21 protein-coding genes are annotated in these 26071 nt (G+C 62.0%); 16 read left to right on the top strand and 5 right to left on the bottom strand.

Features of this window, described 5'->3' with window-relative positions:
- Positions 1-209 precede the first annotated feature (209 nt).
- The gene (locus tag BN2475_RS22435) at positions 210-770 is read left to right on the top strand and encodes an RBBP9/YdeN family alpha/beta hydrolase (protein ID WP_094781698.1); all 561 of its coding nucleotides are present in this window, start codon (positions 210-212) and stop codon (positions 768-770) included.
- 91 nt (positions 771-861) lie between these two features.
- Here BN2475_RS22435 and BN2475_RS22430 read toward each other — a convergent pair whose 3' ends face one another.
- Positions 862-2082 carry a CaiB/BaiF CoA transferase family protein gene (locus BN2475_RS22430; RefSeq protein WP_094781697.1) on the bottom strand — a complete coding sequence of 407 codons (1221 nt, stop codon included), beginning with the start codon at positions 2080-2082 and terminating at the stop codon, positions 862-864.
- 317 nt (positions 2083-2399) lie between these two features.
- Here BN2475_RS22430 and alaS point away from each other — a divergent pair, with 317 nt between their 5' ends.
- Positions 2400-5024: an alanine--tRNA ligase gene (gene alaS / locus BN2475_RS22425; RefSeq protein WP_094781696.1), complete on the top strand. Its 2625-nt coding sequence runs from the start codon at positions 2400-2402 to the stop codon at positions 5022-5024.
- A 285-nt stretch (positions 5025-5309) separates the two neighbouring features.
- Here alaS and BN2475_RS22420 read toward each other — a convergent pair whose 3' ends face one another.
- Positions 5310-6242, bottom strand: a complete 933-nt coding sequence (locus BN2475_RS22420; protein WP_094781695.1) for a LysR family transcriptional regulator — start codon at positions 6240-6242, stop codon at positions 5310-5312.
- 125 nt (positions 6243-6367) lie between these two features.
- Here BN2475_RS22420 and BN2475_RS22415 point away from each other — a divergent pair, with 125 nt between their 5' ends.
- From BN2475_RS22415 to BN2475_RS22375, 10 genes are all read left to right on the top strand, one after another.
- Complete coding sequence (locus BN2475_RS22415) at positions 6368-7762, top strand: YbfB/YjiJ family MFS transporter (RefSeq protein WP_094781694.1); 1395 nt, start codon at positions 6368-6370, stop codon at positions 7760-7762.
- 282 nt (positions 7763-8044) lie between these two features.
- On the top strand, positions 8045-9076 hold the full coding sequence (locus tag BN2475_RS22410; protein WP_094781693.1) for a threonine aldolase family protein: 1032 nt from the start codon (positions 8045-8047) through the stop codon (positions 9074-9076).
- Between the two features lie 135 nt (positions 9077-9211).
- Positions 9212-9742, top strand: a complete 531-nt coding sequence (locus BN2475_RS22405; RefSeq protein WP_094781692.1) for an NUDIX domain-containing protein — start codon at positions 9212-9214, stop codon at positions 9740-9742.
- Between the two features lie 124 nt (positions 9743-9866).
- Positions 9867-10316: an acyl-CoA thioesterase gene (locus BN2475_RS22400; RefSeq protein ID WP_094781728.1), complete on the top strand. Its 450-nt coding sequence runs from the start codon at positions 9867-9869 to the stop codon at positions 10314-10316.
- A gap of 4 nt (positions 10317-10320) precedes the next feature.
- The gene (locus BN2475_RS22395; RefSeq protein WP_094781691.1) at positions 10321-11259 is read left to right on the top strand and encodes a branched-chain amino acid ABC transporter permease; all 939 of its coding nucleotides are present in this window, start codon (positions 10321-10323) and stop codon (positions 11257-11259) included.
- Entirely contained in the window at positions 11252-12559 is a 1308-nt protein-coding gene (locus tag BN2475_RS22390; RefSeq protein WP_094781690.1) for a branched-chain amino acid ABC transporter permease, read from the top strand. The genes BN2475_RS22395 and BN2475_RS22390 overlap by 8 nt, the downstream gene beginning before the upstream one ends.
- Positions 12556-13356 (top strand): ABC transporter ATP-binding protein, encoded by an 801-nt coding sequence (locus BN2475_RS22385; protein ID WP_094781689.1) that lies wholly within the window; start codon positions 12556-12558, stop codon positions 13354-13356. The genes BN2475_RS22390 and BN2475_RS22385 overlap by 4 nt, the downstream gene beginning before the upstream one ends.
- The gene (locus tag BN2475_RS22380; RefSeq protein ID WP_094781688.1) at positions 13353-14066 is read left to right on the top strand and encodes an ABC transporter ATP-binding protein; all 714 of its coding nucleotides are present in this window, start codon (positions 13353-13355) and stop codon (positions 14064-14066) included. Before BN2475_RS22385 ends, BN2475_RS22380 begins: the two co-directional genes overlap by 4 nt.
- A gap of 785 nt (positions 14067-14851) precedes the next feature.
- Positions 14852-15490, top strand: coding sequence for a hypothetical protein (locus tag BN2475_RS33770; RefSeq protein WP_143325845.1), 639 nt, complete (start codon positions 14852-14854; stop codon positions 15488-15490).
- A 198-nt stretch (positions 15491-15688) separates the two neighbouring features.
- Positions 15689-16483, top strand: coding sequence for an FkbM family methyltransferase (locus tag BN2475_RS22375; RefSeq protein ID WP_245841484.1), 795 nt, complete (start codon positions 15689-15691; stop codon positions 16481-16483).
- Between the two features lie 242 nt (positions 16484-16725).
- Here BN2475_RS22375 and BN2475_RS22370 read toward each other — a convergent pair whose 3' ends face one another.
- Positions 16726-17403, bottom strand: a complete 678-nt coding sequence (locus tag BN2475_RS22370) for a carbonic anhydrase (protein WP_094781686.1) — start codon at positions 17401-17403, stop codon at positions 16726-16728.
- Between the two features lie 18 nt (positions 17404-17421).
- Positions 17422-18735 (bottom strand): DUF2254 domain-containing protein, encoded by a 1314-nt coding sequence (locus BN2475_RS22365; protein ID WP_094781685.1) that lies wholly within the window; start codon positions 18733-18735, stop codon positions 17422-17424.
- A gap of 760 nt (positions 18736-19495) precedes the next feature.
- Between BN2475_RS22365 and BN2475_RS22360 the strand changes: the two genes are divergently transcribed.
- Both BN2475_RS22360 and BN2475_RS22355 read left to right on the top strand, forming a co-directional pair.
- Positions 19496-19927, top strand: coding sequence for a hypothetical protein (locus BN2475_RS22360; RefSeq protein WP_094781727.1), 432 nt, complete (start codon positions 19496-19498; stop codon positions 19925-19927).
- A 517-nt stretch (positions 19928-20444) separates the two neighbouring features.
- Positions 20445-22235: an FAD-binding oxidoreductase gene (locus BN2475_RS22355; protein WP_094781684.1), complete on the top strand. Its 1791-nt coding sequence runs from the start codon at positions 20445-20447 to the stop codon at positions 22233-22235.
- Between the two features lie 735 nt (positions 22236-22970).
- On the opposite strand, the gene BN2475_RS22350 is transcribed toward BN2475_RS22355, so the two are convergent.
- Positions 22971-23327: a hypothetical protein gene (locus BN2475_RS22350; protein WP_143325842.1), complete on the bottom strand. Its 357-nt coding sequence runs from the start codon at positions 23325-23327 to the stop codon at positions 22971-22973.
- Between BN2475_RS22350 and BN2475_RS22345 the strand changes: the two genes are divergently transcribed.
- The gene (locus BN2475_RS22345) at positions 23317-24726 is read left to right on the top strand and encodes a class I SAM-dependent methyltransferase (RefSeq protein ID WP_094781682.1); all 1410 of its coding nucleotides are present in this window, start codon (positions 23317-23319) and stop codon (positions 24724-24726) included. The genes BN2475_RS22350 and BN2475_RS22345 overlap by 11 nt on opposite strands.
- A 1-nt stretch (position 24727) precedes the next feature.
- Positions 24728-26065, top strand: coding sequence for a sensor histidine kinase (locus BN2475_RS22340; protein ID WP_094781681.1), 1338 nt, complete (start codon positions 24728-24730; stop codon positions 26063-26065).
- Positions 26066-26071: the final 6 nt, after the last annotated feature.

Genomic DNA, 26071 nt, shown 5'->3' with positions numbered 1-26071 from the left:
AACCGCCTGCAAAAACCGAGCTGCAGGAACGAACTGCAGGAACGAACTGCAGGAACGAACTGCAGGAACCAACTGTAGGAACCAACTGTAGGAACGAGCTACAAGAACGAGCTGCAAAAACCGAGCTGCAAGAACAAGGTGCATGAAGCAGAGAGTGGAAACGAACGGCAGCAGCGAACCGAAAAAACCAACTACAGGCGGGGAACGCAATGAGCGAACAAAAACTGGACACACTCGTGCTGCCGGGCTATCAGAACTCCGGCGCCGGTCACTGGCAAACGCGCTGGGAAGCACTGGATCCGGCGTTCGTGCGCGTACAGATGCCGGACTGGGACCATCCGGTGCGTGACGCGTGGTGCCGCACGCTCGATGCCGCGGTCGCCGCCGCCGACGCGCCGCTGAGGTTCGCCGCCCATAGTCTCGGTTGCCTGACGATCGCTTTCTGGGCGTCCCGGTACGCGAGCGCAACACAGCTTGTGAAGGTGGCCGGCGCGTTGCTGGTCGCCGTGCCCGATCCCGCCGGGGCGGATTTCCCGCGGCATGCAAGCGGCTTCGCGCTGGTGCCGCTTACGCGCTTGCCGTTCACGACGATGGTGGTGGCGAGCAGCGACGATCCGTATGGCGGCGTGCCGTTCGCGCGAACCTGTGCGAACGGCTGGGGCAGCCGCTGGATGGAGATCGGTGCGCGCGGTCACATCAACGCGGATAGTGGTCTTGGCGACTGGGACGACGGGCGGCGCTGGCTGGCTTCGTTGGGCGCGCAGGATTGAGTTCGCCCAGTTGAGCTTGCCGCGGCGCGGCCACAGGCGCCGCGCATTGGTGCGCCGCGCGCCGACCAGGCGTGTTCGTCAAGCGCGTTGGTCAAATCACCGACTTCGCCCGCAACGCCGCAAGCGTCGCTTCGTCATAGCCGAGTACGTCGCGCAAGATGCTGACGGTGTGCTCGCCGAGCAGAGGCGGGTGAGTCAACGCTTGCGGTGGTGTGCCGGTCATGTTGATCGGATTGCGCACCAGTTTCACCGTGCCGCCCGACGGATGCGGCAGATCGACCTGCAGGCCGCGCGCCACCACCTGCTCGTTTTCGAACACTTCGCCGAGATCGTTGATCGGCCCACACGGCACGCCCGCCGCTTCGAGCGCGCTGATCCATTGCTGCTTGCCTTGGCGGCGGACCATCTCGGCGAGGATCGGCACCAGGACTTCGCGCTGGCGCACGCGCGCCGGATTGGTCGCGAACCGTTCGTCGTCGGCGAGTTCCGGCTGGCCGCCCACTTCGACGAACTTGCGGAACTGGCCGTCGTTACCGACCGCCACGATGATCCAGCCGTCGCTGGTCTGGAAGGTCTGGTAGGGCACGATGTTCGGATGCGCGTTGCCCCAGCGCACCGGCGGCTGGCCGCTCGCCAGGTAGTTCGAATTCATGTTGGCGAGCATCGCCACCTGGACGTCGAGCAGCGCCATGTCGATGTATTGCCCCTCGCCCGTGCGATCGCGATGCGTGAGTGCGGTGAGCACGGCGATGGTCGAGTACATGCCGGTCATCAGGTCGGCGATCGCGACGCCGGCTTTTTGCGGACCGCCGCCCGGCTGGCCGTCGCGCTCGCCGGTAATGCTCATGAAGCCGCCCATGCCCTGCACGATGAAGTCGTAGCCGGCGCGCTGCGCATACGGTCCGGTCTGCCCGAAGCCCGTCACCGAGCAGTAGATCAGATCGGGCTTCACTTCCTTGAGCGACGCGTAGTCGAGCCCATACTTCCGCAGCTGGCCGACCTTGTAGTTCTCCAGCACCACATCGCTTTGCGCGGCCAGCTCGCGGATGATCCGCTGGCCTTCGGGCGTGGCGATGTCGACGGTGACCGAGCGTTTGTTGCGGTTCGCCGCCAGATAGTACGCGGCCTCGTGCGTGTCCGCGCCCGCTGCCGTCTTCAGATACGGAGGCCCCCAGTGACGGGTATCGTCGCCGACTTCGGGACGTTCGATCTTGATGACGTCCGCGCCGAAATCGGCGAGCGTTTGCGCGCACCAGGGCCCGGCGAGCACGCGTGTGAGATCCAGTACGCGGATGTGACTGAGAGCGCCCATATCGTTGAATGTCTCCTAGGTAGCCAGGCGGCGCGCAAGGCGCCGCGAATGGAGGCAATCTTAAGCGATTCTCGCGGGTCGGCGCAGTCAGCCGAATGTCATAGGACGAATCGCCGGTTTCAGGCACGCGTCTCGATATTGCATGTTGCCCGGGGCATGTTGCCCGGTCGAACCTGGCCGGACGGCCAATCCCGCGTCGTGGGCTGCCGCGCACCGGCGCCGATCCCGTATAATCAGTCGTTTAACAGTTGGCGCATCCCACGATGCCGCCGGTAACAGTCAGAGTCAGGAACAGTCAGGACCGTCCCCCGCACGCTATGAAAGCCGCTGAAATCCGCGAGAAATTCCTCAAGTTCTTCGAATCGAAGGGCCATACGATCGTTCGCTCGTCGAGCCTCGTGCCCGGCAACGACCCGACATTGCTCTTCACCAATTCGGGAATGGTGCAGTTCAAAGATGTGTTCCTCGGCGCGGAATCGCGTCCGTATTCGCGCGCCACGACCGCGCAGCGCAGCGTGCGCGCCGGCGGCAAGCACAACGATCTGGAAAACGTCGGCTACACCGCGCGTCACCACACGTTCTTCGAAATGCTGGGCAATTTCTCGTTCGGCGACTACTTCAAGCGCGACGCGATCCACTACGCGTGGGAATTGCTGACCGGCGTGTACCAGCTGCCGAAAGACAAGCTGTGGGTCACCGTCTATCACGAAGACGACGAAGCGCACGACATCTGGGCGAAGGAAGTGGGCGTACCGGTCGAGCGCATCATCCGCATCGGCGACAACAAGGGCGCGCGCTACGCGTCGGACAATTTCTGGCAGATGGCCGACACCGGCCCCTGCGGCCCGTGCTCGGAAATCTTCTACGACCACGGCCCGGAGGTGTGGGGTGGCCCGCCGGGATCGCCCGAGGAAGACGGCGACCGCTACATCGAGATCTGGAATCTCGTGTTCATGCAGTTCAACCGCGACGCCCAGGGCAACATGACCCCGCTGCCCAAGCAGTGCGTGGACACCGGCATGGGGCTGGAGCGTATCGCGGCGGTGCTGCAGCACGTGCACAGCAACTATGAGATCGACCTGTTCCAGGCGCTGATCCAGGCTGCGGGCCGCGAAACTGGCGTGTGCGATCTGACAAACAACTCGCTGAAGGTGATCGCCGATCACATCCGCGCGTGCTCGTTCCTGATCGTCGACGGCGTGATCCCGGGCAACGAAGGCCGCGGCTACGTGCTGCGCCGGATCGTGCGCCGCGCGATCCGCCACGGCTACAAGCTGGGCAAGAAGGGTTCGTTCTTCCATCGCCTCGTGGCGGACCTCGTCGCGCAGATGGGCGACGCATACCCTGAACTGAAGCAGGCCGAACAGCGCGTCACCGACGTGCTGCGCCAGGAAGAGGAACGCTTCTTCGAGACCATCGAGCACGGCATGTCGATTCTCGAAGCCGCGCTGACCGAGCTCGAAGCGAAGGGCGGCAAGACGCTCGACGGCGAACTCGCTTTCAAGCTGCACGACACCTACGGGTTTCCGCTCGATCTGACCGCCGACGTGTGCCGTGAGCGCGAAGTGACGGTCGACGAACCGGCCTTCGACGAAGCGATGGCGCGTCAGCGCGAACAGGCACGCGCGGCGGGCAAGTTCAAGATGGCGCAAGGTCTCGAATACACGGGCGCGAAGACCACGTTCCACGGCTACGAAGAGATCGTCTTCGACGACGCGAAGGTGATCGCGCTGTATGTGGACGGCGCGTCGGTGCAGCAGGTGAGCCATGGTCAGCAGGCGGTCGTCGTGCTGGATCACACGCCGTTCTACGCGGAATCGGGCGGCCAGGTCGGCGACCAGGGCGTGCTGGCCAACGCGAGCGTGCGCTTCGCCGTGACCGATACGCTGAAGGTGCAGGCCGACGTGGTCGGGCATCACGGCACGCTCGAGCAGGGCACGCTGAAGCTGGGCGACGTCGTCAAGGCGGAGATCGACGCGATTCGCCGTGCCCGCACGGCGCGCAACCACTCGGCCACGCACCTGATGCACAAGGCGCTGCGCGAGGTGCTCGGTTCGCACGTGCAGCAGAAGGGCTCGCTCGTCGACGCCGACAAGACCCGTTTCGACTTCGCGCACAACGCGCCGATGACGGACGAGCAGATTCGCCGTGTCGAAGAAATAGTCAACGCCGAAGTGCTGGCGAACGCGCCGGGTATCGTGCGCGTGATGCCGTTCGACGAAGCCGTGAAGGGCGGCGCGATGGCGCTGTTCGGCGAAAAGTACGGCGACGAAGTACGCGTGCTCGATCTGGGTTTTTCGCGTGAGTTGTGCGGCGGCACGCACGTGCATCGCACCGGCGACATTGGCCTCTTCAAGATCGTGATGGAAGGCGGGGTGGCGGCGGGAATTCGTCGCGTGGAAGCGATCACGGGCGACAACGCCGTGCGTTTCGTGCAGGACCTCGATGCGCGCATCAATGCGGCCGCCGCAGTGTTGAAGGCGCAGCCGTCGGAACTCACGCAGCGCATCAGCCAGGTGCAGGATCAGGTGAAGTCGCTGGAGAAGGAACTGAGCGCGTTGAAGTCGAAGATGGCTTTGAGCCAGGGCGACGAGCTGGCCGGTCAGGCCATCGAGATCGCCGGCGTGCAGGTGCTGGCGGCCACGCTGGAAGGCGCGGACGTCAAGACCCTGCGCGAGACGGTCGACAAGCTGAAGGACAAGCTGAAGAGCGCGGCGATCGTGCTGGCGTCGGTCGACGGCGGCAAGGTAAGCCTGATCGCCGGTGTGACAGCGGACGCAAGCAAGAAGGTCAAGGCGGGCGAACTCGTCAACTTCGTTGCGCAGCAGGTCGGCGGCAAGGGCGGCGGCCGGCCTGACATGGCGCAGGCAGGCGGCACCGAGCCGGCCAACCTGCCCGCGGCGCTGGCTGGCGTCAAGGCGTGGGTCGAAGGCCAGCTCTGATTCGGTTCTGATTGGGCCACGCGGGGCGCCGGGTGTATCGGCGTGCCGCGTGGCCTTAGTCTTTTTTGTGCCGTTGTGCCGTTGTGCCGTTGTGCCGTTGTGCTGTTGCGCAGTTTGCGCAGTTTGCGCAGTTTGCACAGTTTGCGCCGCGTTGCGGGTTCGCGCAGCGCGCATCATGGGTTCGTGCACGGATCGGTTGGCGCTGCGTCGGTGGTGCATCGGTGGTTCGTTCGCGATTGTCCGTGAAGGTTGGCCTCCGACCATTTCATGCCGTGTGGGCGACCATCAGCCGCCGTCCACTGCCGAAGCCGTAGCGCCCGCTGCGGCCGTCGCGGGCAAGTCAACCGTTTCCTCCGGCGCCATCAGCGTGCGTCGCAGCGCGTTGAGCGCGGACGAAAAATGTCCGCGTCGCCAGATGAGCATCGTCTCGATCATGCCGATATCGGGCAGATCATGAACCGCGATATTGCTGGTATCCGTTTGCAGATCCAGCACCGAGCGCGGCGCCACTGCCACGCCAGCACCGGCGGCCACGCACGCGACTATCGCGTGATAGGAGCCGAGCTCCAGCACCCGCGCGGGCCGCACGCCGTGCTCCAGATACCACTTCTCGATATACGCACGGTACGCGCAGCCACGCTCGAACGCGATCAGCGTCGATAGCGCAATGTCGCCCACGTCGTGAATCGGCCGATGCCCGCGCGGCGTCAGCATCACCAGTTCTTCCGTGAATACCGGCACCGCCTCGAACAGGTCGCCGAGCGCGGTCTGATCCAGCGGCGTCGCCACCAAGGCGGCATCCACCTCGAACTCCCGCACCCGCTCGATCAGCCTGTCGGTCGTGCCGGTCTCCAGTTCGAGTTCGACGGCGGGCCACTGCTGGTGATACCGCGCGAGCAGGCCAGGCAGGCGGGTCGCCGCGACGCTTTCCATCGCGCCCAGACGCAGGCGTCCGCTCGGACGATCTTCGCGCACCGCGTGACGCGCCTCGTCAGCGAGCGCCAGCAGACGCTCCGCGTAGGGCAGCAGCGTCTCGCCGGCCGGCGTCAGCACGAGGCGCCGGCCGTCGCGGATGAACAGGTCGGTGCCGAGTTGCTCTTCAAGCTGTTTGATGCGCGTCGTGACGTTCGATTGCACGCGATTGAGCTTGGCGGCGGCGCGTGTCACGCCATTTTCCCGCACGACCGCACGAAAAATGGTCAAGGCGGCCAGATCCATGATTCTCTCCTCGCGATGATTGATATCCGAATTATTCATTTTTCGTGATTCAAAGGTCAAGCTAATATGCACTGAACCAACCCGCTGGCCTACGCGCCGGCCCGCAGCCCCTGGATCGCCCGCTCATGAACCACCTCGCCTCCGCCGCATACGACCGCTCATCCGAATCTCACGCCGCCCGTCGTGCGGCGCTGGCCTGCATGGTGACGCTGGCCGTTGCGCTCGGAGTGGGGCGTTTCGCGTTCACGCCGCTATTGCCGCTGATGCTCCACGGCGGCGCTTCCGGTCAGCCGCAGATCGACATCCAGCACGGCGGCTGGCTGGCGTCGTTCAATTACGCGGGCTATTTCGTCGGCGCGCTCACCTGCGCGGCGCTGCGCATCGAGCCGGCGCGCATGGTGCGCGTGGGGCTCGTCGCCACGGTTCTGCTGACGCTGGCGATGGGTGTGACGAGCCAGTTCTGGGTGTGGGCGGCGGTGCGCTTCATCGCGGGCGCGGTCAGCGCCTGGACTTTCGTTTTCGCGTCGCAGTGGGGCTTGCGGCGGCTCGCCGAACTCGGCGCTCACGGATGGAGTGGGGTGATTTATACCGGACCGGGAGTGGGAATCGTCGGAACGGGGTTGTTGGTCAGCGTCGCGGGGGGCTATGGCGCGACGGCCGGATGGATTGGCTTTGGGTTGATTGCGGCGGTTCTGTCGGTGGTGGTTTGGCCGGTGTTTGGCGGAGCGGGTGCCGGTGACGCAGGCTCGACCAGCGCAGCCGCCGCTAGCGGGCATCCCGCTACGCAAACCGCCATCCGAACCGTTAGCCAAACCGCCATCCGAACCGCTAGCCAAACCGCCGTCCGAACCGCCACCCAAGCTGCCACCCAAGCCGCCACCCAAACCGCCACCCAAACCGCGACGACCGGGCCCCACTTGACCCACACCGCCCACCGTACCGACGCACTCTGGTTGATCCTGCTCTACGGCGTCCCCGGGTTCGGCTACATCATCACCGCGACATTCCTGCCGGTGATCGCACGGCATGCGCTGCCGGGTTCTGCGTGGCCTGACCTGTTCTGGCCGATGTTCGGTGCGTCGCTGGTGGCAGGCTCGCTGCTGGCGGCGCGGCTGCCGACGCATTGGGACAACCGCACGTTGCTCGCCGGCAGCTATGTGCTGCAAGCCTGCGGTATCGCGCTCGGAATTGTCTGGCCGACGGCGGGCGGCTTCTCACTTGGCAGCATCCTGATCGGCCTGCCGTTCACCGCGATCACGCTGTTCGCGATGCGCGAGGCGCGGCGTCTGCGCGGAGACGATGCGGCCGGCCTGATGGGCTATGCGACGGCGGCCTATGGCGTCGGCCAGATCGCCGGCCCGCTGGTCGCCGCGCCGATCGCCCACCATACGGGCTCGTTCTCGTTGGCGCTGGCGCTGGCGGCGGGCGCGCTGCTGCTGGGGGCGGCGGGGCTGATCGCGGTCGCGCGGTTACCGCGTGGCCGTGGCCGTGGCCGCACGGCCGCTTGCGGGTGCAACTGACTGACGGCCCGTGGCTGGCGGCTGTTCGTGGAGGAGCCTTAGGAAGTACGAAGTCGAACCACAGGCCGAAGCCTCGGGCCGAAACGTCGAACCCGAACCCGAACCCGAACCCGAGCCCGAGCCCACGCCAAACCAAGCCAAACCAAGCCAAACCAAGCCAAACCAAGCCAAACCAAGCCAAACCAAGCCCACATCTCACCCCGCAAAACAAATAACCTCACAGGCGCACTAAAATGACCGCTTTCCGTCATCGCGCGCCTGTCGCCGGGTGCGACTCCCGTCATGCAACACTTCGCGTCCGACAACTACGCCGGCATCTGTCCCGAAGCGCTCGATGCGCTGATCGCCGCCAACAACAGCGGCCACGAGCCGGCCTACGGCGACGACTCCTGGACCAACCAGGTGTGCGACCGCCTGCGCGACCTGTTCCAGACCGACTGCGAAGTGTTCTTCGTGTTCAACGGCACGGCGGCCAATTCGCTGGCGCTCGCGTCGCTGTGCCAGTCATATCACTCGGTGATCTGTCATGAACTCGCGCACATCGAAACCGATGAATGCGGCGGCCCGGAATTCTTTTCGAACGGCTCGAAGCTGCTGACCGCACCGGGCATCGGCGGCAAGCTCACGCCGGATGCGATCGAAGCGGTCATCACGCGCCGCGCCGATATCCACTACCCAAAGCCGAAGGTCGTCACGCTGACCCAAGCGACGGAAGTCGGCACCGTCTACAGCGTCGAGCAAGTGCGGGCGATCGCGGCGATTGCCAAACGGCGTCATCTGAAAGTGCACATGGACGGCGCGCGTTTTGCGAATGCGGTCGCGGCACTGGACGTGCATCCGTCGGAGATCACGTGGCGCGCGGGCGTCGACGTGCTGTGCTTCGGTGGCACCAAGAATGGCTTGCCGGTCGGCGAGGCGGTGGTGTTCTTCGATCGCTCGCTCGCCGACGATTTCGCCTACCGTCTGAAGCAGGCCGGCCAACTGGCGTCGAAGATGCGCTTCATCTCTGCGCCGTGGCTCGGCCTGCTCGACAACGACGTGTGGTTGCGCAATGCGCGTCACGCGAATGCGATGGCGCGCTTGCTGCAGACGCGGTTGCAGGAAATTCCGGGCGTGAGCATCATGTTTCCGGGCGAATCGAACGCGGTCTTCGCGCAGTTGCCTCCCCACGCCGCCAAGGCGATGCGCGCACGCGGCTGGAAATTCTACGAGTTCATTGGCGCGGGCGGTTGCCGTCTGATGTGCGCGTGGGACACGCAGCCGGAAACGGTCGAGCGTTTCGCGGCCGAAGTGCGTGAGCTGTGCGCCATGTGAACGCGCAAAGCGAGCAGACACGCGAAACACGAGCCAGAGCCACGAGCCACGAACCAGAGCCACGAGCCACGAATCACGAATCACGAACCACGAACCACGAACCACGAACCACGACAAAAGAGACATCCTCACGCCATGACCGAGTACCGATTTTGTCCTCGCTGCGCCACCCCTCTGACCGAACGCGCCGATCCCGAGCACGAAGGTGGCCGCATTCGCCAGAGCTGTCCCGACGAGGTGTGCGGCTACGTGCACTGGAACAATCCGTTGCCGGTAGTTGCGGCGATCGTCGAATATGAGGGCAAGATTCTGCTCGCTCGCAACGCCGCGTGGGCCGAAGGCGTGTTCGCGCTGATCACCGGCTTCCTCGAAAACGGCGAGACGCCTGAACAGGGCATCGCTCGCGAGGTGTTCGAGGAGACCTCGCTGCATGCTGAGACGGTCGAGCTGATTGGCGTGTATGAATTCATCCGCAAGAATGAAGTGATCATCGCGTATCACGTGAAGGCGTACGGGACTATCGCGCTGTCGCCGGAATTGCTCGAATACCGGTTGGTCGAGCCGGCCAGATTGCGGCCGTGGCGAGCGGGCACGGGTCAGGCGCTCGGCGAATGGATGCGGCGGCGCGGCCTGCCGTTCGAGTTCGTCGACAGGCCGGGACAATGAGCGACGCCATCAGCGACGCCGCGATGCAGCGACGCAATTGGCGACGCAATGAGTGCTCGACAACCACAACAACGAGCACACCGACAACCACACCGACAACCACACCGATCACCCGCCACGTCCGATGAACAAACCCGCCCCCGCCGCGCGCAACGCTTACCCGCATTTCCTGCCGATCACCACCCGCTGGATGGACAACGACGTCTACGGTCACGTGAACAACGTCGTCTACTACAGCTACTTCGATACCGTGGTGAACGAGTATCTGATCCGCGCGGGCGTGCTCGACTTCGAGCATGGCGCGACCATCGGGCTCGTGGTCGAGACGCACTGCAGCTACTTCGCGCCACTGGTGTTTCCCGAGCGCGTCGAAGCGGGCTTGCGGGTGACGCGGCTCGGCACGTCGAGCGTGCGTTACGAAGTCGGGCTTTTCAAGGAAGGCGACGCCCAGCCCGCCGCGCAGGGCTACTTCGTACACGTGTATGTGGATCGCGTCACGCGCCGTCCCGTGAGCTTGTCCGCCGACCTGCGCGCGGCGCTCGAACCGCTGAACGTCGTCGTGCGCACGGAATAGGCACGTGCAGTCGCTCGTCATCAATCTGCTCAACGGCGTCAGCTACGGCCTGTTGCTGTTCATGCTGTCGGCTGGCCTCACGCTGATTTTCAGCATGTTAGGCGTGCTGAATTTCGCGCATGCGGGCTTCTACATGCTGGGGGCTTACGTCGGTTTCTCGGTGGCCGCGCGGGCCGGTTTCTGGAGCGCGCTGGTGTTCGCACCGCTCGTCGTCGGGCTGCTCGGCGCGGCGCTGGAGCGCTGGTTGTTGCGCCGTGTGCGCACCCACGGCCATCTGCCGGAGTTGCTGCTGACGTTCGGCGCCGCCTATCTGCTCGGCGAACTGGTCAAACTTGGCTGGGGCTTGAACCCGCTTTCCGCGACGGTTCCGGCCGTGCTCGACGGCCCGTTGTTCACGGTCTACGGCGCAGCTTTCGCGCGCTACCGGGCGTTCATGATGGCGGTGTCGCTGGCGATGCTGGTGGTGCTGTACGCGGTGTTGCGCGTATCGAAGACGGGGCTGATCGTGCGCGCCGCGCTGACGCACGCGAGCGCCGTCGAAGCGCTCGGCCACAACGTGCCGCGCGTGTTCACCGGCGTGTTCGCCGCGGGCACGGCGCTCGCCGCGCTGGCCGGCGTGATCGGCGCACCGCTCTTCGTGATCGAACCGGCGATGGCGGAATCGCTCGGCTCGATCGTGTTCGTGGTGGTCGTGATCGGCGGGCTCGGTTCGTTGAGCGGGGCGCTCGCCGCATCGCTACTGGTCGGCTGTGTGCAGACGCTGGCGGTCGCGACTGACGTGTCGCTGGGCGATGTGCTGTCGATCGTCGGCGTGTCGTTGCCGGTCGACTGGGACGCACTGACGCTCGCGCAACTCGCGCCGCTGTTGCCTTATCTGTTGCTCGTCGCGATGCTGGCACTGCGCCCGCGCGGGCTGTTCGGGCGCCACGACGATCATGCGTGAGCCCGCCGGAGCGTCCAGACCGTCCCGCGCGTCCCCGCGGCGCGCGGCATCGCTCCGCGCGATCGGGCGCGCTCTCGCGCCGTGGCTCGCGCTCGTCGTGTTCCTCGCGGTGCCGCCGTTCGTCTGGCCGCAAAGCTGGCTGCTCGCCTATCTCGCGCAGAGCGCGACGATGATCGTCTTCGCACTGTCGTACAACCTGCTGCTCGGCGAAACCGGGCTGCTGTCGTTCGGCCATGCCGCGTATGCGGGGCTCGGCGCGCTGGTCGCCGCGCAGGTGTTCAACCGGATCGGCGTGCCGCTCATGCTGCTGCCGTTGCTTGGCGGAATCGGCGGCGCGTTGTGCGGCGTGCCGTTCGGTTTCATCGCCACGCGACGCGCCGGCACAGCGTTCGCGATGATCACGCTCGGCCTCGGCGAACTGGTGGTGGCGGCCGCGTGGGCGCTGCCCGACTGGTTCGGCGGCGTGGCGGGCGTGGCGATCGATCGTACCCGCGCACCGCTCGTGGGCAACTGGAGCTTCGGCCCGGCGCGCGAGGCCTATGCGTTGATCGCGCTGTGGTGCCTGCTGGCAAGCATGGCGATGTTCGCGCTGTCGCGCACGCCGTTCATGCGACTCGCCAACGCCGTGCGCGACAACCCGGCGCGTGCCGCGGCGATCGGTTGTTACCCGCGCCGCATCCGCTACGGCGTCGTGGTGCTGTCGGCGTTTTTCGCGGGCATCGCGGGCACGTTGGGGTTGATCAATCTCGAACTGGTGTCGACGGAAAGCATCGGCATGATGCGCTCGGGCGCGGTGCTGATCGCCACGGTGATTGGTGGGACCGCCGCCTTCTTCGGGCCGGTTGCGGGCGCGCTCGTGATGACGTTTTTCAGCGTCGTGGTCGCGAGCGTCACGCGGGCGTGGCTGTTCTATCTGGGGCTGTTCTTTATCGTCGTGGTGGTCGTGTCGCCGGATGGCCTCGCGGGATTCGCCGGGCGGCATACGGCGCGCGTCGCGACGCACGGCTGGCGCCGCTGCCGCGCGGCTTATCTGTGGGCCACGGCCGCCGCGCTGCTGTGGACAGCGACCGTCGTGCTCGCGGTGCAATGGGCGTACGCCGCGCAGTTCGGTACGAACGATGGCGCTGCGTTCAACCTCGCCGGCGTGCCGTGGTCCAGCGCGGCGTCGCCGCTTTGGCTCGGCGTCGCGCTGTTCGTGCTGGGCGCCTCGGGGGCGCTCGCCACGCACTGCGCGGTGCGCGCGCAAGCTCGTCTTGCCGGGCGCGCCCGCGCGAGCCAGTCCACCGGAGACGCGCGATGATTCCGGCTCTCGCCGTCTACGGCATCAGGAAACGCTTCGGGCCCACGCACGTTCTGCACGGCGTCGATCTCGCGATCGAGCCTGGCGAGCGCCATGCGCTGATCGGCCCGAACGGCGCGGGCAAATCGACGCTCTTCAATCTGATTGCCGGCGGCGCGCGGCCGAACGCCGGGCGCATCGATCTGTTCGGCGCGGAGATCACGCGACTCGCCCCGGCTGCGATCGCGCGGCGCGGGCTCGCGCGGAGTTTCCAGAGCACCAGTGTGTTCGCGCGGCTGAGCGTGTTCGACAATCTGCGCTGCGCGGCGATGCTGGCCGAGCGTCGCCGCATGCGCTGGTGGCAGCGCTTCAGCGGCTCGCGCAGCGTCGATGCACACGCTGAACAGGTGCTCGACGCGGTAGGGCTGAGTGCGCGCGGCCACGTTCGGGCCGGCACGCTCAGCTACGCGGAGCAGCGCGCGCTCGACCTTGGCATTGCGCTCGCGGGCGGCGCACACACGTTGCTGCTGGATGAGCCGACCGCTGGCATGAACCGCGCGGAAGCGGCGCACGCGATCGAGCTGATTCGCGCAACCACCGCAGGCCGCACACTGCTGATGGTCGAGCACGACATGGATGCGGTGTTCGCGCTCGCCGACCGGATCTCCGTGCTGGTGCAAGGCCGCGTGATCGCGACCGGCACACCGGCGGCGATACGCGCGGATGCGGCGGTCCGCGCCGCCTATCTTGGCGACGGCTTAGGCGGCGGACTAAGCGGTGGACTAAGCGGCGGATTCGGCAAAGGAGCAGGCGCGTGACCGCGCTGCTCGACATTCGCGACCTGAACGCGTGGTACGGCGCGAGTCAGGCCTTGCATGGCGTCACGCTACGCATCGAGCCCGGCGAAGTACTGGCGCTGGTCGGACGCAACGGCTCTGGCCGCTCGACGCTGGCACGCGCGATCATGGGCCTCGTGCGCAGCGCGGGCGAGCTGCGCTTTGCGGGCCGGCCGCTCGACGGCTTGCGCACCTTCGAGATCGCGCGTCTCGGGCTCGGTTACGTGCCTGAACATCGCGATGTATTTCCGACGCTGACTGTGCATGAAAATCTGCAACTCGGGGTCGCGCCGCGTGCTCGCCACCGCACGCCGCGCTTCACGTTCGACGATGCTTACGCGCTATTCCCTGCGCTCAGTGAACGTAGGCGCACGCGCGCCGGTGCGCTATCGGGCGGCGAACAGCAGATGCTGACGCTGGCGCGTGCTCTGCTCGGCGATCCCGATCTGCTGGTCATCGACGAACCTGGCGAGGGTCTCGCGAGCCGTGTGATGGAGCAGGTTGCCGGATGTCTGCGCGCGCTGCGCGAGCGCGGCGTGGCGATGCTGCTGATCGAGCAGCGCCTCGTGATTGCACGCGAGATCGCCAGCCGGGTTGCCGTGATGGGGCATGGCGAAATCGTGTTCGATGGCGAACTGGCGTCGTTTCTGACGCGCGTCGACGTGATGCGGGAGTGGCTCGGCGTCGGCTGATCGATCCGCGAATCGCGGCGGTTTTGTCGAACGCCACACGGGGCGAAAACCTGCGTGCTGAATTCGTATGGTTTTTTCACGAACTGTGGCAAGTGGGTCACAGTTCTGCGTGACATAAAGCGAGAAATTCCCACGCCATGTGTCATGGAAAGGGAAAAATTCGCGAGGCACTGCGGTCGTTTAGGTTCGGCCACCTACGGTCGTTCGATCGCGCTTTCAGGCGGACATTCGAACGTCGGCTCAGCTCGAATAGCGTTGAAAATTCCCACCATTTATCGATGAAAGCCACATAGGCTTCCTCCGAAAAACTCAAAAAATGCACCTTGAATTTACATTGACAATAATTAACAATTTGCCCCATTTAAGGGATTTCATCCCGCACTTATGTTTCCTACAATAGGGTCGGTGAAACATTGCGTTGGGAAAAAATGAAGACATGGTCGGATTGACGCATCCATGATGCAGGCCGCATTTTTGCGTCGAGATTGTCTATGTTAAAAGATCGATGTTTTCTTGTCATATGTGAAATATTCGAAGCATCTGGCTCAAGAGCATAGTAGTGGAAAATCATGATGGAAGCGGTAAAGAAAATAATATGAAGCCATTTGAGCGTGCGGGTAAGGTATTAATGTTGACAACATAAATACTGGATTACGTGATTTGCCAAATATTTCAATATTATCGAATCATTAAGTGGACGCCTATAAACGGTGGTGCTTTACCCTGCGATTTTGGTTAATTTATGTTTTTGTTTTCATTTTCTTTGCAAATAATGGAGCAACAATATGAAAAAAATTGCACTAGCCGCTGCCATGACTATTTTTTCTGTTAATGTTTTTGCGCAATATGTGCCAGCCGGAGATACGCGAGGGACCACTTCTGTCGCGGCAGGGGTAGGGTCGTTGACAGAGCGCGATCAAGCAGTGGCAGTTGGGGAAAATTCTCACACCGCATTCAGCGGTGTATCAGTGGGGGCGAGCTCTCAAAATCTGAATGATACTGGCGTGGCTATAGGGAATGGCGCAACAACGCAAGCCAACTTTACTGGGGCACTCGGCGCGATTGCTATAGGCAATAATTCTAACTCAGGGGGGAAGTCTCTAGTGGTAGGGGCCAACGCCAAAGCGACGGATGATGTTGCCGTTGTAATTGGTGAAAGCAGTACTGCAGGATATGAATCTGTAGCGGTTGGAAGAGGCGCTTCAGTTACTGGAACTGCGGGTGCCGCTTTGGGAATGGCAGCCAGCGTCGCACAATCTGCGACAAACTCTGTAGCGATCGGGAGCGGCACGACAGTTACTCAAGCGAATACTGTCGCAGTTGGTGGGAGAAGCATCTCTCAACTCAGCGATGGGGTTGCTCCCACTGACGCGGTCACTGTGGAACAATTAAACGCAGCAATTGCCAACTTGACGACGCATTGATGTAACGGGGCGCCTACTGGTTATCGGCTTGGCGTCCTGCTCTTGTTTTGCTCGAATGTCTTCTGTGGACAGAGCGCGCTAGTTCGGATTGCGGTTAAGGAAGCTCAGGAGCGGCGCGTCCGCATGAGTGATTATTGTAAACGCCTTTGAGGGGAAAACGTGCCTGTTTACGAACAAAAACGATGCCGGCACGGCATCATGTTGTACAACACGAACGATACCTTTGTGGGCAGGAGCTTACAGGCGTATGGGGAATGGTCCGAACCAGAATCCTTTCTATTTCAGCAGATTATCCGCGAGGGAGATGTCGTTGTAGAGGCAGGAGCTAATATTGGCTCTCACACTGTTGGCTTGTCCAAAGCCGTTGGCTTGGCCGGTATCGTTCATGCCTTCGAACCGCAGCGGCATACGTTTCAACTGCTCTGTGCGAACCTTTCTTTGAACGAATGCTTCAATGTATTTGCGTATCCTCACGCTGTCGGAAGCGAGAACAAAACAATCTCTTTTCCGGTAGCCGATCCAACGGTGACAAATAATTTTGGTGCATCCTCCCTCCATCTGACTGATTGTCCAACGGAAGCGATATCGATGCGGACACTCGATTCAATGAATTTCCCACGATTGGATCTCCTCAAAGTTGACATCGAAGGATTTGAAGTTGACATGCTTGCCGGTGCGCGTACGACAATTTCAACCTGTAGGCCGGTTGTTTATCTGGAATATATGAATCCCTACAATGGCGATAATTCAAAGGTCTTTGTAGAATATTTTTCAGATTTGAGATACGATCTGTATTACTATATCACGCCAATTTTCAACTCCAGAAATTACTTTGGCAACGAGGTGAATCATTTTGCAGGCCTCTGGTCATTCGATATGCTCTGCCTTCCGAAGGAAAAGGCAGTCGTAGAAGGGATGCTTGATGCAAGAAAAGACGTCGGACACTGCAGCGATCCTGAACTGTGGCGTCAGGTGAAATTCAAGTATTTCTAGTTGTCTGTCAACGCGATGCTATTGATCCCGTGAGCGGGAATCACGTCACGAATGCCCGCTGTAGAGAAAGTGGAATGTCCCTCTTGAGCCTGCGGATTCAACCGGTCGATGCAACGGTTTGATGAAATCTCTCAGCCGGTGTGTCGAAGTCTAGTGTTTTTCGGGGACGTTCGTTGAGTCGCCTGGCCACGGCTAGCGCATGGACCCAGGAAGGCATTCGTGTAGAAAGACTTCTCGCACCTTCACCGCGCTCGCGAGGCGAGGCGCGCAATCATCCGCTCCGCCATCGCGCGGTCGATGACTTCGAATGAGCGGCTCGTGCGTTCATAGGCATACATGTCGCCCGTCGCGATGTCGAACCACCAGCCGCTTAATACCAGTGCCCCGGCAGTGACCTGCTGGTGGACTATCGGGTATGTCATCAGATGCTCGAGCTGCACCAGTACGTTGAGTTGCGACAATTGATCGTGCGGTTTCAACCTGTCATCGAGCGGACCTTCGTGTTCGAGGCGAAACGCTGCGTTGTTGGCGTGGTATAGCCATCTATCGAGGTTCGGCGCTTTCAGCTTGGCGTTGCGTGTGTGCACGGCTTTCATCGCACCGCACTCGGAATGCCCGCACACAACAATATTCGCGACTTTCAGCACCAGTACTGCGTACTCGATTGCGCTTGCCTCGGAAAGGTCACCGGTAGAGGCCCCCTCCGCAGTTGCTGGTGGTATCAGGTTGCCGACATTGCGCATCGTGAACAGATCGCCCGGATGGGTCGAGGCAAGCAGGTCCGGCACAACCCGGCTGTCCGAGCACGTAATGAAGAGCGCATCAGGTGTCTGCGCAAGCGCCAGTTTGCTGAACTGCTTCGCGTATTGCGGCAACATTTTCTCGCGAAATTCAACGATGCCCATGATGAGTTTGCGCATGGCTCGCCTCCGAAAGGGCTAGTTGTTTGCCGTCGAGACTGCCGAACCTCCAAGCCCTTGCGAGTCGGGGATGCGGGCCAACGCCAGGTCTTCCGGAAATGGATGATTCGCGGCGATCGCGCGGTCGATCAGTGTTAGCTCAACGCGCAATGCGTCATGACGATGCTCCGGCAGGCTCTGGATGAGGTTCTCTATCGCCGCGCGCAGACGCCGCGCGATTTGAATGCTGCCCGCGCCATACTGTCGTATCTCGCGGAAACTGATATGCACGAAATCTTCCCAATTGGGCGTCCGCAAGATCACGCGCACTCGCCCCGAACTATCCTCAATCTCTTCGACGCGCAGAGACCGTTTGCCTACCATGCGCAATAGTCGGTGCAACTGATCGATCGCAAGCACGGCCGTGGTCGGATCGTTGATCGCTGCCGACAGCGCTTTTAGCGCAATATCGACCAGGATGCGAAACGCGAACATTGGGTCTTGCTCCATCGTGCGTTCCGTTCCGAAAGCGACAAGTGTGCGCAGCCTGTTTTCATCGATTGCGTCAGAGTTCCCGTACAAATAAAACAAGGGTTCGTCCACCGCGACGAAATCACCGACTTGCGGCACGAATTCGATGACTGCGTTAGCGCGTCGCGCCTTGGCCACCAGCCTTTCCAGATTCACGGCCAGAACGATGCCAGACCTCCCGCGCAGACTAACAATGCGATCAGGTACGCCTCGCTCTTTGTCGCGTTCCGGCGCGGTAATCGCACCCGTAGACGGGGCGGGATAAACGCTCTCGATGACCGCGATCCCTTGCTCCCCAACGCGAGCCACGAGGCTGACAGGGCGCAGAAACTTCGCGGCGTAGTCAATCAGGAAAAGGAAAGCGACGACGGAAGTGAATCCGAATAGCGCTGCAATGAAGACTTGAAGCTGGAGTACCTCATTCTCACCCATCCAGCCCGCCGTTCTATTGGCGAACAGCAGTGTGAAAACGAATAATCCCGAGATGCAACGGATGACGTTATCGCGCAGCAGCGTCGTTGCGATGATCCGCGGGGTGTACTGGCCGCCGGCAACCTGGATTGCGACGAGCAGCGAACCGAACGTAAATACCAGAAACGCCATGTCTGCGGAAACGATGTCACCGAGCAGCGACCGCGCCCCAGTCATGGACAGGCCAAGCAGGCTGCTTTTCGGATCAAGGGTCCCTTGCCTGGTCATCCATCTTCCTGCCATTTCAGCCACAGGCTTCACCACGGCATAGATCGCGATCGCGATGAGCGGCACAGTCCACAGCGAAGACCTCAGGTAGCTCTTTAAGCTGTACCAGCGATTCCAGTCCATGTTTGCTCTCTCCCTACGGTTCATATTGCAGCGGGACCAAGGTATCGGCGGCTCGCCTGGTGGCATGCAAAGGAGGCTTCCCGAGCGGGCGCGCACGCGACTGGGATCACCCCACGGTCGCTTGTTCCGGTCGTCGTCTTGATGTCGGCGTTCAGGCAAGCGCCGCTGAACGTCCAAAACCACCTGCTTTTGTCGCGATGCACGAACTGCACGGGCGCGAGGTTGGCAGCGTCGCTTCTGTCAACGTTCGCGGCATAGGAGGGCCAACCCTGCCAGCAGCTGAGTTGATCTGCCATTCCAGTACTGTTTGATCACGCGGGTTGAGTCCAGATCGCTGCCGGCCTCAACCTGCTCGATAAACTGAATCCGCAGGTCAGGGGAGGCTCCGCTGGCGCGGACCAGGTTATGGACACGTGAACCTTCCCGATGCAATAAGACACCTGAACTTCATGCTGGTCAATGAGGCCTTGGTCCAGGGACGTCGAGTCTCCAGAATGGCGCCTCGATGGGCTCCGGAATGGCGAAGACTGACGGCATCTCAAAGCGGCCGTCGAGGCGACGCCGGGTCCACGGTCCGCAGAGGGACGCGTGTCGACGATCGCAGCCTTGCGGGGTTCAGCGGCATAAGCCTCATTGCATGAGGCGGCACGCGGCGAGTTGCAGACCTTCGACGTGTCGAGCAAAATTGACGACAAATTTCCCAAGGAACATTGCGAGTCGTGCTCCGTCGTCGGAGACGCCGCTGAACCTGAAAGGCAACATGAGACGACTGTTCGTCGCTGCGCTCGCAGCCACCTCTTTCGCGACTTGCGTTCACGCGCAAAGCAACGCGTCCGGCCCGCTCGGCACGCCCTCGGGCACACTGCAATTCGTGCGCGTCGACCACGACTTCGTGGCGATGCTCGACAAGGAAAGTTTCGATCGCTTTGGCGCGAACACACTCACGCATTTCGATGACGTGGGCAACACAAATGACACGGTCACGCGCACGCTCGTGCAGACCGATTCCGGCCCGGTGCTGTACGACTTTCGCCACCGTCCTCCACTTGTGCAGCGCTGTGGCACGCGCATGACGGTCAAGCGCGTCTTCTGGCAAGGCGATGAAGTCGTGATGCAAGGCTCACAAGGCTGGTTCCGATTCCAGCGCGGCGCGCTGACGAAGCTGCAGTCGTCTACGACGACGTACCACTGATTACGCGCACGCCGCTGCCGTTCTCCAGGTTGTCTTTAGTCTCTTGTGGTCGAGCTGAGCCTGTCGTCGTGGGACAGGGTTCGGCCCAGGAACGGCCGCTGTACCACAATGCGCCGATCGTCGGCAATGGTGCGGGTCACACCCGTGGAGTTGCCTGTGCAAGCCGCCCCCCGCAATCAATCGTATCTCACACAATGCTCCACATGGGGATGCGTTGCCGCCGCCAGGCTCGTCCGGCCGCCTGCAAGAACGCGGCAGATACGCTGCGTCGCCGGTTACTGAACGACGGTGTCAAACCGGCGTCGGCCATAAGGTCTGCTGCGGAGCGGAAACGGCTCGCCGTATTGCGCCAGCGGCAGGTGATCACACAACCAGTATAAGTGCTCGCGGGACCGCCAAACGGGCTCGCAACGTCTTGCAGCGGCCATTCGCTCGACCGGGCTATCCGGCGTCGCTTTAGAATTCAGAAAAAATTGTTCGCCAGGGCGGTTCACCCTTGGCAAGGAGAAGAGACGTCATGAACAGACGATGCCTTCTAAAGAGGGTTGCCGCCCTGCCATTCCTTACCACTACCGCGACCTTCGCCAAAGTGCTTCCTGCTGCGGCTAGAGCGGGCCGCGTTCGGCCCAGCGATCCTGCCTGGCCGAAAGCGCCGGAATGGGAGGCGTTGAACCGAGCGGTTGGCGGAAATCTGTTGCAACCAAGAACGATTTGGCAGACCTGTGCGCAAGCGCCCCACGCGCAAGATTGTCTTGCGAGGCTCAAGGAAGCGCGAAACCCGATCGCGCTCGGCGACGATCCTGGCGGCACCCAGATCTCTGGCTGGCTTGATGCATGGACATCGAACGCAAGCGCCTACGCAGTGGCAGCCCGCTCTACCGCAGACGTAGTTGCGGGCGTCAATTTCGCGCGCCAACACAATTTGCGTCTGGTGGTCAAAGGCGGCGGTCACAGTTACCTTGGCGGTTCGAACGCGCCAGATTCTCTTCTGATCTGGACTCGCGCGATGAACCGCATCGATCTCCATGACGCTTTCGTTCCAGTCGACTGCTCGACGCCACCGACGCCGGCTGTGACTGTAGAGGCAGGCTGCATGTGGATCGACGTCTACACTGCCGTCACTAACCAGGCGGGGCGCTACGTTCAGGGTGGCGGATGTACGACCGTGGGAGTTGCCGGTCTCGTCCTGGGCGGCGGTTTCGGCTCTTTCTCGAAGCGCTTCGGATTGGCGGCTGCGAGTCTGCTCCAGGCCGAGGTCGTCACCGCTGACGGCGTTGTCCGCACGGTCAACGCATCCCGGGAGCCCGATCTTTTCTGGGCGCTCAAAGGCGGGGGCGGCGGCAGTTTTGGAGTGGTGACCAGGATCACTTTACAGACCCATGACCTGCCCGAAAGCTTTGGCTGGGCTGGGTTCAAGATCAAAGCTTCATCACGTGAGGCTTACCGGCGGCTGGTTCGGCGATTGGTTGATCACTATGCAGATAATCTGTTCAACCCTCATTGGGGCGAGCGGTTCATCTTTCAAAACGACGAGATCCACGTGGCAATGGTGTGCCAGGGCCTCAACGATCATGAAGCAAAGTCGGCCTGGGTGTCTTTCATCGATTGGGTGCGCGCCTCGCCGAAGGCTTTCACCTTAAACGAGGAACCTCACGTCGGCGCGGGCCCGTCGCGTCACTGGTGGGACCTCGAAGCCAACCCGGGACTTGTGCCAGACCCACGCGACAAAGCCGCGCACAACCATGGTTGGTGGCGAGGCGACGGAGATCAGGCCTCCGTATTCCTTCACGCGTACGAGTCGCAATGGCTGCCCGCGTCCCTTCTCGAACCGGCACAACGCGGTCGGCTCGTTGACGCCCTCGTGGCGGCGGCCCAATTTCAAGCGGTAGAGTTGCATTTCAACAAAGGACTCGCAGGCGCACCGCCGGAAGTGAACGAGCAGGCGAGTCAGTGCGCGATGAATCCGAAAGTCGCCGACGCCTTTGGCCTGGTGATTATTGCTACGGGCGGTGCGCCGCCATTTGCGGGTCTCCCGATCACTCCACCTGACATGGCACAGGCACATCGCAATGCCGAAAATGTGGCCAAGGCTGCGGCCGTTCTCAAAGCGTTGTCACCACAAAGCGGCTCATATATTTCGGAGACCGATTTTTTTCGTGAAGATTGGCGCGAGGCGTTCTGGGGAACCAATTATGCGCGGCTGAAATCGATCAAAGACCGCTACGACCCGGAGGGCTTCTTTTTCGTCCATCACGGAGTCGGCAGCGAGGACTGGAGTCCCGACGGCTTCACGCCCGTGAGGTCGTGATCTTTACAGCGATGAGCACCTGCGGCCGCGCCTCGCCGTGCGGCCCACAGACTGCCAGGGTGGGTCAGGTTATGCCTTTTGCGTAAGGCGCGCGCCTGAGACGATCGTCGCACCAGGCCGTGAGACGCAGTGCGGCCAGCAAGCGTCGTTCGCTCGTGCTGTCGCTCGGACGTTGAGACGGCTGTTCCTCATCAGGAGGCGGCCATTCGTCAAGCGAAGAGTCAAGCGAAGAGTCAAACAAAGAGTCAAGCGAAGAGTCAAGCGAAGACGAAGGTCTCGTCATCACCCGTGAATAACAGGTTCATGTGCGGCCTATAGCAAGGCAGCTAAAGTTTCTTGCTGACGTTCATTCAAAGAGAAAGACACCATTGAAATGAAGATAGTGTTGCCTTGCGCAGGATCTCGTTAGCTATGCGCAATTCGCGGTTCTCACGCTCGAGCTCCTTGAGCCTGGCCAATTCAGACGTCGTCGCGCCTGCTCTTTGAGCTCTCCAGTTACAGCCAGGATCCGAAGTCTCCTACTTCCCGCCGCGCTTCACCCCACAAGACTCGCAAATATGACGGTGTGCGCCTTCTCACACGCACAGGAGCGGCATTGCACTTTGCACTATCAAAGAACTCGATTGAGCCTGCGCTCAACGGGGCAGCCCTCGTAGTACTTTGGCGCGCTTTCGTCGAGTGCCTCCAGCTAGTTTCACTGATGAAATCCGCGCGAGACGACAGCATTCTCTTTTATCAGTAGAATGCTGCAATCGCAAAGGTCCGGATTGTTCCGAAACCGGCCTTCAGGCCCACCAGGCTAATGAGGGTCGTTGAAGCCGTGATGCCATTAGCATACGTGCTGTCGCGATGCGACGCGGATAAGACAAATGCATAACTTGTCTGGCCGATGCAGTTCGGGAAGAAGTGGTACGCCGCCTGGAAAGAGAGGGGTTGCCGTGGCGGCAACTGAAGTACCGATGGCAACGCTTCGTCACCTGGACCAGGCAAACCATCGACGCCGAGCTGGCCGACCTGCTGGCCTGGGTATGGCACCGAATTTAAAACCAACTCCTCGTGGTACTTACCTGGCCGCAATACTGTGTATTCCAAAACGCAAATCGATCCGGTAGTGAGCTTCCGCAACTCGCAGGGCGAGCAGGTGCGGGGCACGATCATCAATCTCCAGCGAAAGTCCCTGGTGATGGAGGTCTATAACCCGTACTCGATTGTCCAGGTCAGTGAGGTGCTGAGCGACCTGTCGGTCAAGATGGGCGTGGAACACGCCTATTCGGGCAAGGCGGTCGTGATCAGTATGGTCAATACCGGCCTGACAGCCATTATCTCGGTGACGCTGATTGCCGAGTGGCGGGAACTGAGTGGCGGCGCCGCGCTGGAAGCGCGGGCGGTGGGGGAAGAAGCCCGCCGGTTTGCGCAGGACTGGGCCGAGCGTTTTCAGATCCGCCGTGACTACCAGATCGCGGTCAACCAGATCCGGGCTTTTCTCTCAGACATGTCGCGCTGGGTCGAGCAGGCGGACCTGGTCGATACCATGCCGAAGGAAGGCAAGAGCCTGCGCGAGGACTTCTTCCTCGAACTGGCATCGCCACTGATGGAACGGACCAAGTTCTACTTCGACGAATTCGAAGGCGAGGCGCGGTTGGTCGACGAAGAACTGGCGCCGGCACACCGTGCCTTTGCCCAGGCCGCGCTACATCCGCTACTGCTGCGCTCGCCCTTCGTCTTCCGCACCTTCACGAAGCCGCTGGGCTATGCCGGTGACTACCAGATGGTCAACCAGATGCTCGACGATCCCCGCCAGGGCCCGAGCACGTATTTCCAGATCGTCAACGCGGCCTTCCTGCAGACGGCCGTGGCACGCGCGCACCGCAATCGCATCGAGCTGCTGGTCGACTACCTGACCCGGCTGGCCAATGAAGCGCGCGCCGCGCGGCGGCCGTTCCGGGTGCTGAACGTGGGTTGCGGCCCCGCTCAGGAGATCCAGCGCTTCATGCATGAATACGACGAACCGCAGTGGCTGACGTTCGAACTGCTCGACTTCAGCCAGGAGACACTGGACTGGACGCGCGATCGCCTGGGGGCGATCGCACAGAAAACGGCCACGCGCATGACCATTAGCTACACGCAGGATTCCGTCCACCACCTGCTCAAGCGCCGGATGGATGCGGACGCACCGGACGTCCGCGAATTCGACGCGGTCTATTGCGCCGGCCTGTTTGACTACCTGTCGGACAAGGTCTGCGCCCGGCTGAACCAGTACTTTGCCAGCCGCACCAAACGGGGCGGCCGCCTGCTGGTCACCAATGTCCACGCCGACAACCCGGAGCGCTTCAGCATGGAGCACGTGCTGGAGTGGTACCTGATCTATCGCAACGAGGCACAGATGGCCGAAATCATGCCGGAGAACTGCGGCGAGCCGCGCCTGTATACGGACCCGACCGGGGTTAATGTATTTGCCGAGGTAATGATCGGCCAGCAACAAGTAGCCTGAGATGACAACATCCCTGGCTGGGCTACATTCGAATTATCGTGAAGAGCTGCGCGACTACCGGTTGCTGTGCAGCAAGGCGGGCGGCCTGACCGTGATCGTGCTGGTGCTGATGGGCGTGGCGCTGGACCATGTCGTGTATCCGGCTGAGCAGAAGTACTTCGCCATCGTTCGGGTGCTGACCAGCGCGGCCATCGGGCTGGCATTGCTCTCGCTTTATACGGAAACGGGCAAACGCCAGGTGCAGGTCATCACCTTCTTCTGGCTGCTGCTGCCGCAGGCAATGATCTGCTGGATGATTTATGCCACGCAGGGCGAGGACTCGCTGTTCTATGCCGGGCTTATGCTGACGATCTTTGCGGTGGGGATCCTGTTCCCCTCCGGCTACTGGCAGACGCTGGCATTCGGCCTGGCCACGGTCTTGCTCTATTACATCGCCTGCGTGGCACATCCGGGCGGCATACAGGACGCGAGCAAGTTTCAGTTCCAGCTAATCCTGATCTTCTTCTGCGCGTTGGCCAGCTCCATTTACACCTACTTCAACGAGAAGGGCCGTTTCCAGCTTTTCCGGCTAAAGGATGAGCTGGCGCACAAAAACGACCAGCTCGCCCGCACCAATGAAAGCCTGGCGCAGATCAAGGGCCAGTTGCTGCAGCAGGAGAAGATGGCCGCAATCGGTACGTTGTCTGCGGGGCTGCTCCACGAGGTCAACAACCCGGTGAACTTCTGCCTGATGGCCATCGAATTAGCCATGGAGGAATCGCAGGCCAAGGACAGCCCGTCGCTGCAGGAGTGCCTGATGGATGCCAAGCAGGGCATGCTCCGCATCCAGCATATCGTGTCGGACCTGAAGACCTTTGCCTACCGCAAGCCCGGCGCGGCGGCAGACGACGTGCCGTTCCTGTTCGAGAAGGCGCTTGACTCATCGCTCCGGCTGAGCGCACATGAGCTGCGCGGCGTGAAGGTCACGCGTGAGCTGCCCGGCGACACCCTTGTGCTGGGCGACGAAGCCGCCATCATCGGCGTGCTCATCAACCTGTTCTCGAATGCTGCTCTGGCCATGCGCAAGGCCGGCACCGTATCGCCGCAGATCGATGTCACGGCGCAATGGCACGACGACCGGCTGCACGTGAATGTGCGCGACAACGGCCCGGGGATCGCCGCGGAGAATCTGGCGCGGGTGTTCGAACCATTCTTCACCACCCGCGAAGTCGGCCAGGGCCTCGGCCTTGGCCTGTCCATCAGCTATGCGGTGGTGGAGCGGCACGGCGGCACACTGTTTGCAGAAAGCCAGTTGGGCGAGTGGACCGCGTTCAACTTCGACCTGCTGCGTGTCGAGTGATATCGA

Origin of the sequence: Paraburkholderia ribeironis, assembly GCF_900019265.1 — a bacterium.
GTDB classification, from domain to species: domain Bacteria; phylum Pseudomonadota; class Gammaproteobacteria; order Burkholderiales; family Burkholderiaceae; genus Paraburkholderia; species Paraburkholderia ribeironis.
This window is presented reverse-complemented; position numbering and strand designations above follow the sequence as displayed.

Excerpts from the sequence above, each read along its gene's own strand:
- BN2475_RS22340 (WP_094781681.1), top strand. The coding sequence starts at position 24,728 with ATGACAACATCCCTGGCTGGGCTACATTCGAATTATCGTGAAGAGCTG.
- BN2475_RS22435 (WP_094781698.1), top strand. The coding sequence starts at position 210 with ATGAGCGAACAAAAACTGGACACACTCGTGCTGCCGGGCTATCAGAAC.
- BN2475_RS22375 (WP_245841484.1), top strand. The coding sequence starts at position 15,689 with ATGTTGTACAACACGAACGATACCTTTGTGGGCAGGAGCTTACAGGCG.
- BN2475_RS22360 (WP_094781727.1), top strand. The coding sequence starts at position 19,496 with ATGAGACGACTGTTCGTCGCTGCGCTCGCAGCCACCTCTTTCGCGACT.
- BN2475_RS22430 (WP_094781697.1), bottom strand. The coding sequence starts at position 2,082 with ATGGGCGCTCTCAGTCACATCCGCGTACTGGATCTCACACGCGTGCTC.
- alaS (WP_094781696.1), top strand. The coding sequence starts at position 2,400 with ATGAAAGCCGCTGAAATCCGCGAGAAATTCCTCAAGTTCTTCGAATCG.
- BN2475_RS33770 (WP_143325845.1), top strand. The coding sequence starts at position 14,852 with ATGAAAAAAATTGCACTAGCCGCTGCCATGACTATTTTTTCTGTTAAT.
- BN2475_RS22385 (WP_094781689.1), top strand. The coding sequence starts at position 12,556 with ATGATTCCGGCTCTCGCCGTCTACGGCATCAGGAAACGCTTCGGGCCC.
- BN2475_RS22400 (WP_094781728.1), top strand. The coding sequence starts at position 9,867 with ATGAACAAACCCGCCCCCGCCGCGCGCAACGCTTACCCGCATTTCCTG.
- BN2475_RS22420 (WP_094781695.1), bottom strand. The coding sequence starts at position 6,242 with ATGGATCTGGCCGCCTTGACCATTTTTCGTGCGGTCGTGCGGGAAAAT.
- BN2475_RS22405 (WP_094781692.1), top strand. The coding sequence starts at position 9,212 with ATGACCGAGTACCGATTTTGTCCTCGCTGCGCCACCCCTCTGACCGAA.
- BN2475_RS22365 (WP_094781685.1), bottom strand. The coding sequence starts at position 18,735 with ATGGACTGGAATCGCTGGTACAGCTTAAAGAGCTACCTGAGGTCTTCG.
- BN2475_RS22415 (WP_094781694.1), top strand. The coding sequence starts at position 6,368 with ATGAACCACCTCGCCTCCGCCGCATACGACCGCTCATCCGAATCTCAC.
- BN2475_RS22355 (WP_094781684.1), top strand. The coding sequence starts at position 20,445 with ATGAACAGACGATGCCTTCTAAAGAGGGTTGCCGCCCTGCCATTCCTT.
- BN2475_RS22390 (WP_094781690.1), top strand. The coding sequence starts at position 11,252 with ATGCGTGAGCCCGCCGGAGCGTCCAGACCGTCCCGCGCGTCCCCGCGG.
- BN2475_RS22370 (WP_094781686.1), bottom strand. The coding sequence starts at position 17,403 with ATGCGCAAACTCATCATGGGCATCGTTGAATTTCGCGAGAAAATGTTG.
- BN2475_RS22410 (WP_094781693.1), top strand. The coding sequence starts at position 8,045 with ATGCAACACTTCGCGTCCGACAACTACGCCGGCATCTGTCCCGAAGCG.